Annotated in this window: 18 protein-coding genes and 1 other annotated feature; of the genes, 10 read left to right on the top strand and 8 right to left on the bottom strand. The window is 54.3% G+C overall.

The annotated features are described in order from the left end of the window. Position 1: 1 nt before the first annotated feature. A complete protein-coding gene (locus HB664_RS20345) occupies positions 2–793 on the bottom strand; it encodes an inner membrane protein YpjD (protein WP_014884879.1) in 792 nt (263 codons plus the stop codon). A 166-nt stretch (positions 794–959) separates the two neighbouring features. Here HB664_RS20345 and ffh point away from each other — a divergent pair, with 166 nt between their 5' ends. The 7 genes from ffh to HB664_RS20310 all read left to right on the top strand — a co-directional run bounded on the left by ffh (position 960) and on the right by HB664_RS20310 (position 6377). Continuing rightward, entirely contained in the window at positions 960–2321 is a 1362-nt protein-coding gene (ffh, locus tag HB664_RS20340; RefSeq protein WP_014884878.1) for a signal recognition particle protein, read from the top strand. 116 nt (positions 2322–2437) lie between these two features. Continuing rightward, complete coding sequence (gene rpsP, locus HB664_RS20335) at positions 2438–2686, top strand: 30S ribosomal protein S16 (protein WP_003863133.1); 249 nt, start codon at positions 2438–2440, stop codon at positions 2684–2686. 15 nt (positions 2687–2701) lie between these two features. After that, positions 2702–3241: a ribosome maturation factor RimM gene (gene rimM, locus HB664_RS20330; protein ID WP_029741020.1), complete on the top strand. Its 540-nt coding sequence runs from the start codon at positions 2702–2704 to the stop codon at positions 3239–3241. Between the two features lie 31 nt (positions 3242–3272). Beyond that, complete coding sequence (gene trmD / locus HB664_RS20325; RefSeq protein ID WP_014832949.1) at positions 3273–4040, top strand: tRNA (guanosine(37)-N1)-methyltransferase TrmD; 768 nt, start codon at positions 3273–3275, stop codon at positions 4038–4040. A 43-nt stretch (positions 4041–4083) separates the two neighbouring features. Continuing rightward, positions 4084–4431, top strand: coding sequence for a 50S ribosomal protein L19 (rplS, locus tag HB664_RS20320; RefSeq protein WP_002914145.1), 348 nt, complete (start codon positions 4084–4086; stop codon positions 4429–4431). Positions 4432–4563: 132 nt separating this feature from the next. Then, complete coding sequence (locus HB664_RS20315) at positions 4564–4968, top strand: DUF2946 domain-containing protein (RefSeq protein WP_094935668.1); 405 nt, start codon at positions 4564–4566, stop codon at positions 4966–4968. A 38-nt stretch (positions 4969–5006) separates the two neighbouring features. Further along, the gene (locus HB664_RS20310) at positions 5007–6377 is read left to right on the top strand and encodes a PepSY domain-containing protein (RefSeq protein WP_219940110.1); all 1371 of its coding nucleotides are present in this window, start codon (positions 5007–5009) and stop codon (positions 6375–6377) included. A gap of 2 nt (positions 6378–6379) precedes the next feature. Here HB664_RS20310 and HB664_RS20305 read toward each other — a convergent pair whose 3' ends face one another. The 4 genes from HB664_RS20305 to HB664_RS20290 form a co-directional block, all read right to left on the bottom strand. Further along, on the bottom strand, positions 6380–6865 hold the full coding sequence (locus tag HB664_RS20305) for an OmpA family protein (protein ID WP_029741023.1): 486 nt from the start codon (positions 6863–6865) through the stop codon (positions 6380–6382). 12 nt (positions 6866–6877) lie between these two features. Continuing rightward, the gene (dgcN, locus tag HB664_RS20300) at positions 6878–8098 is read right to left on the bottom strand and encodes a diguanylate cyclase DgcN (protein ID WP_029741024.1); all 1221 of its coding nucleotides are present in this window, start codon (positions 8096–8098) and stop codon (positions 6878–6880) included. Further along, a complete protein-coding gene (locus HB664_RS20295; protein ID WP_219940109.1) occupies positions 8091–8627 on the bottom strand; it encodes a YfiR family protein in 537 nt (178 codons plus the stop codon). Before HB664_RS20295 ends, dgcN begins: the two co-directional genes overlap by 8 nt. 152 nt (positions 8628–8779) lie before the next feature. Continuing rightward, positions 8780–9154, bottom strand: a complete 375-nt coding sequence (locus HB664_RS20290; protein ID WP_023308872.1) for a DUF2799 domain-containing protein — start codon at positions 9152–9154, stop codon at positions 8780–8782. A gap of 214 nt (positions 9155–9368) precedes the next feature. Between HB664_RS20290 and aroF the strand changes: the two genes are divergently transcribed. Genes aroF through HB664_RS20275 form a run of 3 tightly spaced genes read left to right on the top strand, consistent with a single transcriptional unit; the run spans position 9369 to position 12504 of the window. Then, entirely contained in the window at positions 9369–10439 is a 1071-nt protein-coding gene (aroF, locus tag HB664_RS20285; protein ID WP_033146251.1) for a 3-deoxy-7-phosphoheptulonate synthase AroF, read from the top strand. A gap of 10 nt (positions 10440–10449) precedes the next feature. Next, positions 10450–11571 carry a bifunctional chorismate mutase/prephenate dehydrogenase gene (gene tyrA, locus HB664_RS20280; protein ID WP_033146250.1) on the top strand — a complete coding sequence of 374 codons (1122 nt, stop codon included), beginning with the start codon at positions 10450–10452 and terminating at the stop codon, positions 11569–11571. A gap of 60 nt (positions 11572–11631) precedes the next feature. After that, a complete protein-coding gene (locus HB664_RS20275) occupies positions 11632–12504 on the top strand; it encodes an SMP-30/gluconolactonase/LRE family protein (RefSeq protein ID WP_219940108.1) in 873 nt (290 codons plus the stop codon). Here HB664_RS20275 and pheA read toward each other — a convergent pair. The 3 genes from pheA to raiA form a co-directional block, all read right to left on the bottom strand. Then, positions 12501–13661 (bottom strand): bifunctional chorismate mutase/prephenate dehydratase, encoded by a 1161-nt coding sequence (gene pheA / locus HB664_RS20270; RefSeq protein WP_069303190.1) that lies wholly within the window; start codon positions 13659–13661, stop codon positions 12501–12503. The genes HB664_RS20275 and pheA overlap by 4 nt on opposite strands. A 30-nt stretch (positions 13662–13691) precedes the next feature. After that, positions 13692–13817, bottom strand: a sequence feature (Phe leader region). Further along, positions 13769–13816: a pheA operon leader peptide PheL gene (gene pheL / locus HB664_RS20265; protein WP_100249759.1), complete on the bottom strand. Its 48-nt coding sequence runs from the start codon at positions 13814–13816 to the stop codon at positions 13769–13771. (Overlaps the previous feature by 48 nt.) A 110-nt stretch (positions 13818–13927) precedes the next feature. Beyond that, positions 13928–14269 (bottom strand): ribosome-associated translation inhibitor RaiA, encoded by a 342-nt coding sequence (raiA, locus tag HB664_RS20260; protein ID WP_003863162.1) that lies wholly within the window; start codon positions 14267–14269, stop codon positions 13928–13930. Between the last annotated feature and the right edge of the window lie 260 nt (positions 14270–14529).

Below are 14529 nucleotides of genomic sequence, written 5' to 3'. Positions count from 1 at the left end.
CTTAGCCAGCAAATTGCTGTATGAAGCGGCTGCCAAAATAGGCAAGGGTGAGAATGCCCGCACCCGCGACGTTGAACCAGACCACGCGACGACCGCGCCAGCCTTCATGATAATGGCCCCATAACAGGACAATATAGACAAACCACGCGATGATGGAGAGCACTGCTTTATCGATATTCTCCACGCTAAACAGGTTCTTCATGTAGAACAGGCCCGTGCAGAGCGTCAGCGTCAGCAGCACCACGCCCACCTGGGTGATGTGGAACATCTTACGCTCAATGACCATCAGCGGCGGCATCTCATGGTTAAACGCCAGCTTTTTGTTTTTCAGCTGATAGTCAATCCAGGCGAGCTGCATGGCGTAAAGCGCGGCGATGATCAGCGTCGCGTAAGCAAAGAGCGACAGGCCGATATGCACCAGCATCCCCGGGGTGGCCTCCAGATGCGTAATAAATTCATTAGGCATAAAGGTGGCGAGGGCCAGATTGATCAGCGCGAAGGTATAGACAATCGGCAGCAGCAGCCAGCCGCGATTTTTAGACGCGACGATGGTCATTACCGTACAGATCATCAGGCTGACCAGCGAGCCGACGTTGAGGACGCTCAGGTTTTGCACGCTGCCGTCGCCGGGAATGATGCGTGATTCCAGCGCAAACGCGTGGCTGATCAGTGCGATCACCGCGGAAAGAATAGCCATGCGCCGCCAGCCGCTGTTTTTTTGCAGCAGTCCGGGAACGATCAGCGCGAGGCTGACAGAGTAGGCAACAAGGGCGATCAGTGCGAAAACAGGCATATAGGCATCGACAGTTGTCTTAATAAGAAAGAGAAGCAGTATAACGTTACGTGACGCCTGCTCCAACCGTTGCATAACAACAAAGGCGCCTTCATGTTATACTCCGGCAAAATTCTGTGTATGTGTCGCCCATGGCGGCCCAACGTTTCTACTCAGGCGAGAGACAATGTTTGATAATTTAACCGATCGTTTGTCGCGCACGCTGCGCAACATCAGCGGCCGCGGACGCCTTACTGAAGAGAACATCAAGGAAACGCTGCGCGAAGTGCGCATGGCGCTGCTGGAAGCAGACGTCGCGTTGCCGGTTGTTCGTGATTTTATCAACCGCGTTAAAGAGAAGGCGGTTGGTCATGAAGTTAACAAGAGCCTGACCCCGGGTCAGGAGTTCGTCAAAATCGTTCGTAATGAACTGGTTTCGGCGATGGGCGAAGAGAACCAGGTGCTTAACCTGGCGGCTCAGCCGCCGGCCGTGGTGCTGATGGCGGGCCTGCAGGGTGCGGGTAAAACGACCAGCGTCGGTAAGCTGGGTAAATTCCTGCGTGAAAAGCACAAGAAGAAAGTGCTGGTGGTTTCTGCGGACGTCTATCGCCCGGCGGCGATCAAACAGCTGGAAACCCTGGCCGAGCAGGTCGGCGTAGATTTCTTCCCGTCCGACGTGGCGCAGAAGCCTGTCGACATCGTTAACGCGGCGCTGAAAGAAGCGAAGCTGAAATTCTATGATGTGCTGCTGGTGGATACCGCCGGTCGTCTGCACGTTGACGAAGCGATGATGGACGAGATTAAGCAGGTGCATGCCTCTATCAACCCGGTAGAGACCCTGTTCGTTGTCGATGCCATGACCGGTCAGGATGCGGCGAATACCGCGAAAGCGTTTAACGAAGCGCTGCCGCTAACCGGCGTGGTGCTGACTAAAGTGGACGGTGACGCCCGCGGCGGTGCGGCGCTCTCGATTCGTCACATCACCGGTAAGCCGATTAAATTCCTCGGCGTGGGCGAGAAAACTGAAGCGCTCGAGCCGTTCCACCCGGATCGTATTGCCTCCCGTATCCTCGGCATGGGCGACGTGCTGTCGCTGATCGAAGATATCGAGAGCAAAGTTGACCGCGCGCAGGCCGAGAAGCTTGCCAGCAAGCTGAAAAAAGGTGACGGTTTCGATCTTACCGACTTCCTTGAGCAGCTGCGTCAGATGAAAAACATGGGCGGCATGGCCAGCCTGATGGGCAAACTGCCGGGCATGGGCCAGATCCCTGACAACGTGAAAGCGCAGATGGATGACAAGGTGCTGGTGCGTATGGAGGCGATCATCAACTCGATGACGCTGAAAGAGCGCGCTAACCCGGATATCATCAAAGGTTCCCGTAAACGCCGTATCGCAGCCGGTTGCGGCATGCAGGTGCAGGACGTTAACCGTCTTCTTAAACAGTTCGACGACATGCAGCGCATGATGAAGAAAATGAAGAAAGGCGGCATGGCGAAGATGATGCGCGGCATGAAAGGCATGATGCCACCCGGTTTTCCAGGGCGTTAATCGCTTTTGAGATTGCTTTTTGCCCGAAAATGAGTAAAATTTTCGGGCTTTTAATATGACACCCGGGCTCCGTTCCTCGATGGGGCCCGGTTGTTTTATTCACACAAGAGGATGTTATGGTAACTATTCGTTTAGCTCGTCACGGCGCTAAAAAGCGTCCGTTCTACCAGGTTGTTGTGACTGACAGCCGTAATGCACGCAACGGTCGCTTCATCGAGCGCGTTGGTTTCTTCAACCCACTGGCCGCTGGCGCAGAAGAAGAAACTCGTCTGGATCTGGATCGTATCGCTCACTGGGTTGGCCAGGGCGCTACTGTTTCCGATCGCGTTGCTACGCTGATCAAAGCAGCAAACAAAGCAGCTTAATCTGTCACGGTGGTCATGATGAGCAATAAAGCACCTGTTGAACCGATCGTATTGGGAAAAATGGGTTCTTGCTACGGTATCCGTGGTTGGCTCAGAGTGTTTTCCTCCACTGAAGACGCTGATAGCATTTTTGATTACCAGCCCTGGTTTATCCAGAAAGGCGGTAAGTGGGAAGAGGTCGAGCTGGAAAGCTGGCGTCACCACAATCAGGACATCATCATCAAGCTGAAAGGCGTTGACGATCGTGATGCCGCGAATGCGCTGACTAATTGTGAAATTGTCGTGGATTCGTCGCAGTTGCCACAGCTGGAAGAGGGCGACTACTACTGGAAAGACCTTATGGGTTGCCAGGTAGTCACTACCGAAGGCTACAGCCTGGGGAAAGTCATCGATATGATGGAAACCGGGTCAAATGACGTTCTCGTCATTAAGGCAAACCTGAAAGATGCATTTGGCATCAAGGAGCGGTTGGTTCCGTTCCTCGATGGACAGGTTATCAAGAAAGTCGATCTCACTACTCAAACCATTGAAGTAGATTGGGATCCTGGTTTTTAAATTCTCCGGATAAACGGTAAAAGACGGCGCTATGTGGATTGGCATAATTAGCCTGTTTCCTGAAATGTTCCGCGCGATTACCGATTACGGGGTAACTGGCCGGGCAGTAAAGAATGGCCTGCTGAGCATCCAGAGCTGGAGTCCTCGTGACTTTACTCATGACCGGCACCGTACCGTGGACGATCGTCCTTACGGCGGCGGACCGGGGATGCTAATGATGGTGCAACCCTTACGGGACGCCATTCACACAGCAAAAGCCGCGGCAGGTGAAGGCGCAAAGGTGATTTATCTGTCACCTCAGGGACGCAAGCTTGATCAAGCGGGCGTGAGCGAACTGGCGACGAATCAAAAGCTGATTCTGGTCTGTGGGCGCTACGAAGGAATAGATGAGCGCGTAATTCAAACCGAGATTGACGAAGAATGGTCTATCGGCGATTACGTTCTCAGCGGTGGTGAGTTACCCGCAATGACGCTGATTGACTCCGTCGCCCGGTTCATTCCGGGGGTTCTGGGCCATGAAGCTTCGGCAACGGAAGATTCCTTTGCCGATGGGTTGCTGGACTGTCCACACTATACTCGTCCTGAAGTGTTAGAAGGGATGGAAGTACCGGCGGTGTTACTGTCTGGAAACCATGCCGAGATACGTCGCTGGCGTTTGAAGCAGTCGCTGGGCCGAACCTGGCTTAGAAGACCTGAACTTCTGGAAAACCTGGCTCTGACTGAAGAGCAAGCAAAGTTGCTGGCCGAGTTCAAAACTGAACACGCGCACCAGCAGCATGAACATGATGGGAATGCGTAATACGCTCCCGAATATCAGTTTACCCAGGATAAGAGATTAAATTATGAGCAACATTATTAAGCAACTTGAACAAGAGCAGATGAAGCAGGACGTACCTTCCTTCCGTCCAGGTGACACCGTGGAAGTGAAAGTATGGGTTGTTGAAGGTTCCAAAAAACGTCTGCAGGCATTCGAGGGCGTGGTTATCGCTATTCGTAACCGCGGTCTGCACTCTGCATTCACTGTTCGTAAAATTTCCAACGGCGAAGGCGTTGAGCGTGTCTTCCAGACTCACTCTCCGGTAGTTGACAGCATTGCTGTTAAACGTCGTGGTGCTGTACGTAAAGCTAAACTGTACTACCTGCGTGAGCGTACTGGTAAGTCTGCTCGTATTAAAGAGCGTCTGAACTAAGATTCGCTTAAGCGACATCCTGTTAGAAAGGGCTGGCCGAAAGGCTGGCCCTTTTTTTATCCCTGCGCACCTCTCGCGTTAACCCTTTTGTCATAAATCATTTACAATGCTTGCCTCTTGAATGGAGGGGACGTGGATAACGTACTGCATCAGCCTAACCGGAAACGCGCAGCGGCATTGACCGCGCTGTTTGCGATCCTGCTGATCGTGGTGGCGCCGCTTATCTCCGTCTCCTTGCAGAAAGATCCCATGAGCGCGATGCCGGGCATGCATCATGATATGAGCATGATGTCGATGGACGAGCATCAGGGCGATATGCCGCATACGATGCCTGTCGACCATGCGGAAGCGTGCGGCTACTGCGTGCTGTTAGCGCATGTCCCTGGCGTGATGCTGGCGCTGATCGTCCTGCTCAGCGCGGTATTACAGAGGCTTCGCATTAAGCCGCCGCGCCAGGCGGTCAGCCACTGGCACTTTTTCCCCTGGCTTTACCCTGATACCCGCGCGCCGCCGCGGCAGTCTGCTTTTTCCCTTTAAAACTAAATCGATAACTTTTTGCCTTAAAAAGGAAAAGTATGACTACCTGCACTCCGCGCGCGGCATGGGGAAACCTGCTGCGTCGCCTCCATTTCTACGTCGGGCTTTTTGTTGGTCCGTTTATCTTCTTTGCCGCGCTGACCGGTACGCTGTATGTGGCGACCCCGCAGCTGGAGAATGCGCTCTACCGGCACGCGCTCCACACGAATTCCGTAGGCGAGTTGCAGCCGCTGGCGGAACAAATCGCCGTGGCGGAAAAAACCGTTGGCTCAGATTTGCATTTGCACGCCGTGCGTCCGGGGCAGGCTGAAGGCGAAACCACCCGCGTGATGTTTGCCGATCCGACGCTTGGCCCATCGGAGAACCGGGCTATCTTTATTGATCCAGTAAGCCTGGCGGTGCTGGGAGATATGACGGTATACGGCACCAGCGGGATTTTACCGCTGCGTCAGACCATTGATTATCTGCATACCTCTTTGATGCTGGGCGACGTGGGGCGGCTCTACAGCGAGCTTGCAGCCTCCTGGATGTGGGTTGCCGCGCTGGGCGGTGCTGCCCTGTGGTTTTATACCCGGCCCAAACGGCGAATCAATAATCGCTTCCAGAATCGTCGTCGGATGCACGTGACGCTGGGCTGGAGTCTGCTGGGCGGAATGCTGTTGTTCTCAGCAACCGGCCTGACCTGGTCCCAGTGGGCTGGCGGGAACGTTGATAAGCTGCGGGCAGAGATGAACTGGCTTACCCCGCAGGTGAACACGATGCTTTCCGGTCAACAGAAGATCGTGGATGAGCACGCCGAACACCGGGGCCATCACGGCGGAATGATGATGCCGGAAATGGCGATGGATCTGACGCAGTTTGACGGAGTATTAAGCGCGGCGCGTAAAGCAGGGATTGATGCCAACAGGCTGGAGATCCGCCCGGCAAAAACGGCGGATAGCGCCTGGACCGTGACGGAAATCGATCGCAGCTGGCCGACCCAGGTGGACGCCGTTGCGGTTGATCCTTCAACGATGCAGATCCTTGACAGAACCCGATTCGAGGATTTCCCGTTAATGGCAAAACTGACCCGCTGGGGCGTGGATTTCCATATGGGGATCTTATTCGGGCTGGTGAATCAGCTGCTGTTGGTGGCGTTCGGCCTCGCCCTGTGCGTGCTCATCGTCTGGGGTTACCGGATGTGGTGGATGCGTCGTCCGGCACAGTCGGCCGTGGATCCGGTGCAGACGCTTTGTCAGAGCTGGCTGGCGCTGTCAGGATGGGGAAGAGGCGTTACGGTGGTAATCAGCATACTGCTGGGGCTCGCCTTGCCGGTCATGGGCGTGAGTCTGGCGCTGTTTGTTGTGGTGGACTGGCTGCGCTGGCGAGCGGCAACCAGGGTGACGCTCGCCGAATCATCCGCTAAATAACCCTATGGCGTGCTGATCACCACTGCGACGCGGCGGTTTTCAGCGCGCCCTTGCGGAGTGCTGTTGCTCGCAACCGGGTATTTTTGACCTAACCCCCGCGTGGTGAGATTGCTGCGCGGGATATTTGCCCCCTTCGCCCAGGCATCGGCCACGGCATTGGCGCGTTTTAACGACAGCGCTTCGTTGTAGCTTTCTTCACCGTAGTTATCCGTGTGACCGTCCATTCGCGCGTGGTTCAGGCCGGTTTCCGCCAGGCGAGAGGCCATGGACTGGATCTGCGTTTCACTTTCCGGGCGCAGTCTGGCGTCATTTTTATCAAACAGGATGGTGTCCGACATGCCAAGTGACCAGTCACCGTTCAGTTCGTTAAAACCGTAAGACTTCATCGCCGAAATTTGCTCAGGAGTGAATTTGCCTTCCGGGGGCGACTGACAGCCTGCCAGAACCAGTGAGGCCAGAACTATCGGCGCGAAGTAACGTTTTAACATAGTGTATCCTTTCTAACTTGTTGTTTTCGTACGCTGGTTTTTCACCTGATACATGTTGCGGTCAGCCCTCTCCAGTAATGCTTCCACGGAAGCATTTTCCCACGCCAGAGCAAAGCCAATGCTGAGTGACATCGATGCTTTTTGTCCGTTATGAAGATCAAACGGACGGATAAACTGCTGCGATAGCGCAGCACAAATGTGTTGAACCTCGAGCTCAGAGTGTACGCCGTACAGCACCATAGCGAATTCGTCACCGCCAAGGCGGTATGCCTGGTGACGTTTGTCGCCAAACTCCATCATCCTGCTGGCGACTTCTATCAGCACGCAGTCACCTGCCGCGTGTCCCCAGGTGTCGTTAATAAACTTAAAATTATCACCGTCGAGGAAGAGCAGGGCCGAGTTTGTTTTGGCTGAAGGGTCGTTCATTAAGGCTGCAATGCTGTTACGAAACGCAGCGCGGTTGGCAAGACCGGTGAGCGGGTCGTGCATGGCGGTACGCAGCAGCTGGGCATTTTTCGCCTGAAGCTTCAGTTGCCACTCCTCCATCTCATCCAGAAGGCTGTTGAAGTCCTCACCAAACTGGTGAAACTCTTCGATACGGCCGTCTTTCACCCGGCGGGAGAAGTTGCGGTTAGTGCGAACGTCATGCACCACGTCGGTGATGTTTTGCAGGGCCGTGACCATCCCATGGTGCAAAGACTGGGTAATGGTGAGCGCGACGACGGTTGCAAAGAGAATGCAGCCGGTCAGAACGGCAAACGACATCCAGATGAAATGGCCGATCAGGCTGTCACGCGCGGTCAGGCGAATTTCGCCGATCGTTGCGCCGTTATGCATGATGGGCTGCGCAACCGGTACGGGGAAAAGCCAGCGGCTGACCAGTGCGCCCAGCGTGTCGTTGTTGTCCTCCGGGTTCCAGGACCAGTAGGCAAACCGCTTTTTATGCGCGTTAATAACCTCGGCCACGGCAAACTGCCCCTGTTTGCCCAGCGCAGCCAGCGTTTCGTTGGCCGCCAGCGAGTCGTTGAACACCAGCGAGGCTTCCAGGCTGTGGCTCATTGTTGCGCCGGTTAATTCGAGATTCTTTTGCGCGTATTGTTTTAACGTCACGACGGAAGCAAAACAGAGCAGCAGCCATATTAACGTCATCGTGATGATGACGCTTATCATGCTGTTTCGCCTCAACGTTCTTTTAAACGTCGGACGTGGCGTTGAAGTGAAATCTTTATCCATGCTGCTTATTCCGTGCAAGCATTAATACATCCGGATTGACTCTTACGCCACTGCGCGTCAATGCATCCAGATTGACGGCGAACCGTACCTGGCCGCGATCGATTATCAGGCAAAAGGCACTGCCAATTACACATTCCGGATTTTGCTCTGAGATTAATAGCAACGCTCTGCCCTGATATTGACTTATTAATTCAAGTTGTTTTGCCGGTGATTCAGACCCGAAATAGATCGCATCGCACGTCGCGGCCAGGGCTTCCTGATCGTTTCGTACAATAACGGGAGTATAAGGTAACTCGCTATGCCCCTCATCGCCGCTGAGGGCGTGCGTATAGTGCGAAGTGGCGTAGATGCAGAGTTTAGGCTGACCGGAAAGTGACGGCCATCGCGTATAGCTCACGATGCCTGAGACAATCGAGCGTACCGATTTATCCGTTTCCGTAAGCGTGCCTGCCGCCGCAGGGCCCACCATAAGGAACAGCATTATCACCAGAGTGAGTCGGAAAAAAGAGATCAAGAATAAATTTCTCACCAGAATCCGCCACATCGCTCTGGAAATAGATGTCCTTAAGAGTTGCGGGCAGAATACCATTGTTTATCAGGGCCGTCATTATGTCAGAAATAGCATGAGGCCGACCTAAGCTAAATCCTACAGTTGTTTATTTTCCGGTGGATAAAAATAGATTAATTCAGTCTGCTGGAGCGCATACTTTCATCCATCCCTTGCTGCCATGACGCACGCAGTTTTGCCGCGTTTTCGGCTGTATCGCAACTGGCAGGGAAAGATTTGCCTGCTAATCCCCAGGCGTGAATAAACCCTTCTTCGCAGACTTTCTTCTGACCATCAGCATAGCCGCGAAGATATTCACTACGATCAACGTGTGTGTCGTTAAAACTATCGGCCAGGGCCTGGTTATCTTTAACCGGCAGGCCATTCATGGCGTCTTCTTTACCTGCATCAAACCAGGATGGGCTGGTCCAGTCGGGCTGGAAGGTGTAAGGATTGATCTGACAGCCCGTTAAAAACAGCGACAACAGCGCGAGAGCAATTGAACGCATAGCCATTCTCCTTTTTTCTTCAGCATAGCCTGGCTAAAGAAAACCTGTCTGTAATTTAAAGTTTACGGTTTTATCGGCTGATTTTTGCAATAAATTGGCTTCTGTAAACTAATGTGTACGTATTTTGGATTGAAATGTTTACTTTTTATGGTATCGTGGTTTCACCTCATTGAGGAATACAACTATCGCAAACGAGCTTTACAGGATCGCCATCATGCAAAAAGACGCGCTGAACAACGTACATATCACTGACGAACAGGTGTTAATCACTCCGGATCAACTGAAAGCGGAATTTCCGCTGAGCGTCGCGCAGGAGGCTCAGATCGAGCACTCTCGCCAGACCATTTCTGACATTATCGCCGGCCGCGATCCGCGCCTGCTGGTGGTATGCGGTCCTTGCTCCATTCACGATCCTGAAACCGCCATTGAATATGCTCGTCGATTTAAAGCGTTAGCGGAGGAGGTCAGCGATAGCCTCTATCTGGTGATGCGCGTCTATTTTGAGAAGCCACGTACGACCGTCGGCTGGAAAGGGTTGATTAACGATCCGCACATGGATGGCTCGTTTGATGTGGAAGCAGGCCTGAAGATTGCGCGTCGCCTGCTGGTGGAGCTGGTCAGCATGGGGCTGCCGCTGGCAACCGAAGCGCTGGACCCGAACAGCCCGCAGTACCTGGGCGATCTGTTCAGCTGGTCGGCGATTGGCGCGCGTACCACGGAATCGCAAACCCACCGCGAGATGGCGTCTGGCCTGTCAATGCCGGTTGGCTTTAAAAACGGTACCGATGGCAGCCTGGCGACGGCGATCAACGCCATGCGCGCTGCTGCGATGCCGCACCGTTTCGTTGGTATCAACCAGGCGGGCCAGGTCTGCCTCCTGCAAACGCAGGGTAACCCGGACGGCCATGTGATCCTGCGCGGCGGGAAAGCACCTAACTACAGCCCGGCGGACGTGGCACAGTGTGAAAAAGAGATGGAGCAGGCGGGACTGCGCCCGGCACTGATGGTAGATTGCAGTCATGGTAATTCAAATAAAGATTACCGTCGCCAGCCTGCGGTTGCGGAATCCGTGGTCGCACAGATCAAAGATGGCAACCGTTCGATTATCGGTCTGATGATTGAGAGCAATATTCATGAAGGCAATCAATCATCTGAACAACCGCGCAGTGCAATGAAGCACGGCGTCTCCGTGACGGATGCCTGCATCAGCTGGGAAACCACCGATGCGCTGCTGCGTGAGATCCACAAAGATTTGAAAGGCCAGCTGGCGACGCGTCTGGCTTAAGAGGTTAGTTATGGTTGCTGAATTGACCGCACTGCGCGATCAAATTGATGAAGTGGATAAGGCGCTGCTGGACCTGCTGGCGCGCCGCATGGCGCTGGTTGCCGAAGTCGGTGAGGTGAAAAGCAAATACGGCCTGCCGATTTACGTCCCGGAGCGCGAAGCCTCAATGCTGGCCTCTCGTCGCAAAGAGGCCCAGGCGCTGGGCGTTTCGCCGGATTTAATTGAAGATGTTCTGCGTCGCGTGATGCGGGAATCCTATTCCAGCGAAAACGACAAGGGTTTTAAAACCCTTTGTCCGTCCCTGCGGCCGGTGGTGATTGTCGGCGGGGCAGGACAGATGGGGCGTCTGTTTGAAAAAATGCTGACGCTTTCTGGCTATCAGGTGCGCATTCTGGAAAAAGAGGACTGGGCGCATGCTCCGGAACTCATGAAAGATGCCGGGATGGTTATCGTCAGCGTGCCGATCCACGTGACGGAGCAGATCATCGGGAAGCTTCCTGCTTTACCGAAAGATTGTATCCTGGTGGATTTGGCCTCCGTCAAAAATGGTCCGCTGCAGGCGATGCTGGCTGCGCATACGGGCCCGGTGCTGGGTCTGCACCCGATGTTTGGCCCGGACAGCGGCAGCCTGGCTAAGCAGGTGGTGGTTTACTGCGACGGTCGTCAGCCGGAAGCCTATCAGTGGTTCCTGGAACAGATTCAGGTATGGGGCGCGCGACTGCACCGCATCAGCGCGGTCGAGCACGATCAGAACATGGCGTTCATTCAGGCGCTGCGCCACTTTGCGACGTTTGCCTACGGTCTGCATCTGGCGGAAGAGAACGTGCAGCTTGAACAGCTGCTGGCGCTCTCTTCACCTATCTATCGTCTGGAGCTGGCGATGGTCGGGCGTCTGTTTGCTCAGGATCCGCAGCTTTACGCGGACATTATTATGTCCTCCGAGAACAATCTGGCGCTCATCAAGCGCTACTATCAGCGCTTTGGCGAAGCCATTACGCTGCTGGAGCACGGAGACAAGCAGGCGTTTATCGACAGTTTCCGCAAGGTCGAGCACTGGTTTGGCGATTACGCGCAGCGTTTCCAGAGTGAGAGCCGGACGCTGTTGCGCCAGGCAAATGACAGTCGCCAGTAATGCGATGATGTATATACTGAAAGCCAGCAATGCTGGCTTTTTTTATTTTGGGGAACTGTCATGGCCGAACCGCAGCTGCTGTTGAATTACACCGGGCATCTGCCTGAGTGTCCGACGTGGAGCGCAGAAGAGCACGCGCTCTACTGGGCCGATATTCTGGAAGGGGAGATCCACCGCTACCATCTGCCGACGGCAGAACACACCGTGCTCTCTTTCCATGAGGAGGTGGGCTGTTTCGCGCTGCGCGAGCAGGGTGGTTTTATCGTTGCGATGCGAACGGGTATCTGGCTGACCGATAAACACGGCCTGCTGCGCCGCAAGGTGTGCGATAACCCCTCTAACCCGCAGCTCGCACGCTTTAACGACGGCGGCACCGATTCTCTGGGACGATTCTACGCGGGCACGTTTTGGGGGCCGGGAGATTATAACGGTGCCCTGCTGATGCGCATCGACAACGACCTGACGCCGAAAGTGATCCAGTGTGATATTCACGGCCACAACGGCTTAGCGTTTAGCCCTGATAATCAATGGATGTTTACTTCAGATACGCCAAACGGCGTTATTTACCGAACGCAGCTTGATGAGAAGGGCGAACCCGGCAGGCGCGAGGTGTTTCGTCAGTTTAAAGAGGGCGAAGGGATACCGGACGGCGCGGCCATGGATGTGGAAGGCTGCTACTGGAGCGCGCTGTTTGGCGGCTGGCGTATTGCGCGTTTTTCTCCGCAAGGGGAGCAGCTGGAAGAATACCGCATGCCGGTGCGTTGCCCGACGATGGTCTGCTTTGGGGGCGATGACATGAAAACGCTGTTTATTACCACCACGCGGGAAAATATGGATGCGGACGAGGTGGCGAAGTATCCGCTCTCCGGCGCCATCTTTACCCTGCCGGTGAACGTGGCAGGGATGAAGAAAAGCCGGTTCATCGAACGTTAAGCCGGGTCAACCGGGACCACGTTTTCGCTCGGATAGCAGCCCAGCACCTTCATGGAACGCGTGATCTCGCCCAGTTCGCGCAGGGCCTTCTGCATGGAAGCAGATTCCAGGTTGGCCTGGATATCGAGGTAGAACATCTCTTCCCACGGGTTACCGTGGATTGGGCGTGATTCCAGCCTGGTCATGATCAGGTTGTGGTTACGCAGCACCAGCAGGGCTTCAACCAGCGCCCCGGCCTGTTGGCCGGTCGCCATCAGCAGCGTGGTTTTGGCCGGCACCTGGTCTGACACATTGATTGCCTTGCGTGCCAGCACCACGAAGCGGGTGATATTTTGCGTCTGGTTCGCCAGGTTGCGTTCCAGCACCTGTAAACCATACAGCGCCCCGCCTGCTTCGCTGCCGAGCGCGGCGACGGTTGGGGTGTTAGCCTGCGCCACTTTTTCCATCGCCGCCGAGGTGCTTTCGGTGTACTCAATTTTCCAGCTCGGATAGCGGTTCAGGAACTGGCTGCACTGCTGGAACGGCTGTGGATGACTGTAAACCGTTTCGATCTTGCTCAGGTCCGTTGAGCCGGCGACCAGCACGCAGTGATCGATTGGGATCGTCAGCTCGCCAACCAGCGACAGGCTGGTGTGCTGCAGCAAATCGTAGACGTCGTTGATGGCGCCGGAGCTGGTGTTTTCAATCGGTACGACGGCGTAATCCGCCTGGCCGGTCTCAACCTGGTTAAAAATGTCGGCAAACTTCGCGCAGCCGCTCTCAATAAATTCTTCGAAATGGCGTGCGGCATACTGACGTGCGGCCAGGTGAGAATAAGATCCCTTCGGACCGAGGAAGGCAATACGCGCAGAGTGTGGATTGGTTTTATTCAGATGCTGCTGGAGCAGCGCTTGCTGAGTGAGAACGGAGTCTTCGATGATGAGCTGGAACAACCGGGTAATGTAGTGGGCATCGAGGTGATGCGCTTTGCCGAGCTGAATGAGACGTTCCAGCAGATCGCGCTCGCGGTCGATATCGCGTACCGGGCGATGGGAGTCCAGCTTGGCTTTGCCCACTTCAACGGCAAGCGCGCGGCGTTCGGCCAGCAGCGCCAGCAGTTTCTCATCCAGCGCGCTGATTTTTACTCGCAGATCCAGTAACGGGTTTTCCGGTGTCATAGTGTTGCCTGTCTCATTTTATCGTTATCAATAAAAAAGGCCCCCCGGTGTGGGAGGCCTTGTTGTTCGTCTTCGCATTCTTTATCACACGACGAAACGCCTCCCGTTCAGGGGAAGGTAAAAAAGAATGCGAAGAAGAACGGCGTAAGTTTCATAAAGTCATCCTGTGATTGATACCGTTAAAGTACCCGTACTGTTTTCACCCTGTCAATAAAAAACAAAAAACGCGCCCGAAGGCGCGTTGGCGGTACACTCAATTTAAAGGATTACTCTTCTTCAACTTCTTCCGCGAAGCTGGCGTCTTTCACCGATGTTGCGGCGCGACGGGCTTCACCTTTGTGTTGCACTTTATTGAGCTGCCGTTCCAGCTTGTTGATCAAATCGTTAATTGCTGTGTACATATCCTCATGTTTTGCGCTGGCGACCAGATGGCCGTTTGGAGTATTGATAGTTGCGTCAGCGATGAAACCCTGCGGCTCCTTGGACAGGATGATATGTGGATTAATCAAATGAGTTTGCCATTTATCCAGTTTGGCGAGACGGTCTGCGACGTGCTGGCGGATTGCCGGAGTAATTTCCATTTGTTTACTGGTAATGTTCATTGTCATAAATTTTACCTCTTGTCTTTCCGTCTTGGTGATTCCAGCATACCCGACCGAATGTCAAAATGTGTGATTTAGATCACGTTATTTTGTCGGTTTTTGTCAGGGAATCTTTTTTGTGAGGCAGGGCAGGAAGAGGTGAGATTTACCTTGTCGAAGGCAAAAATTGGGGCCATAGTTGACTGGATGTGTTGAGGCTTAAGCGCTTCAGCGACGCGGTAAAATGAATAAAAAAACGGCAGCCTTCGGGCTGCCGTTTTGCATTG

The sequence above is a fragment of the Enterobacter sp. DNB-S2 genome, from assembly GCF_019443845.1.
Classification (GTDB): Bacteria; Pseudomonadota; Gammaproteobacteria; order Enterobacterales; family Enterobacteriaceae; genus Enterobacter; species Enterobacter asburiae_B.
Note: the sequence above shows the minus strand (reverse complement) of the source record. Positions and strands in the feature narration are given on the sequence as shown.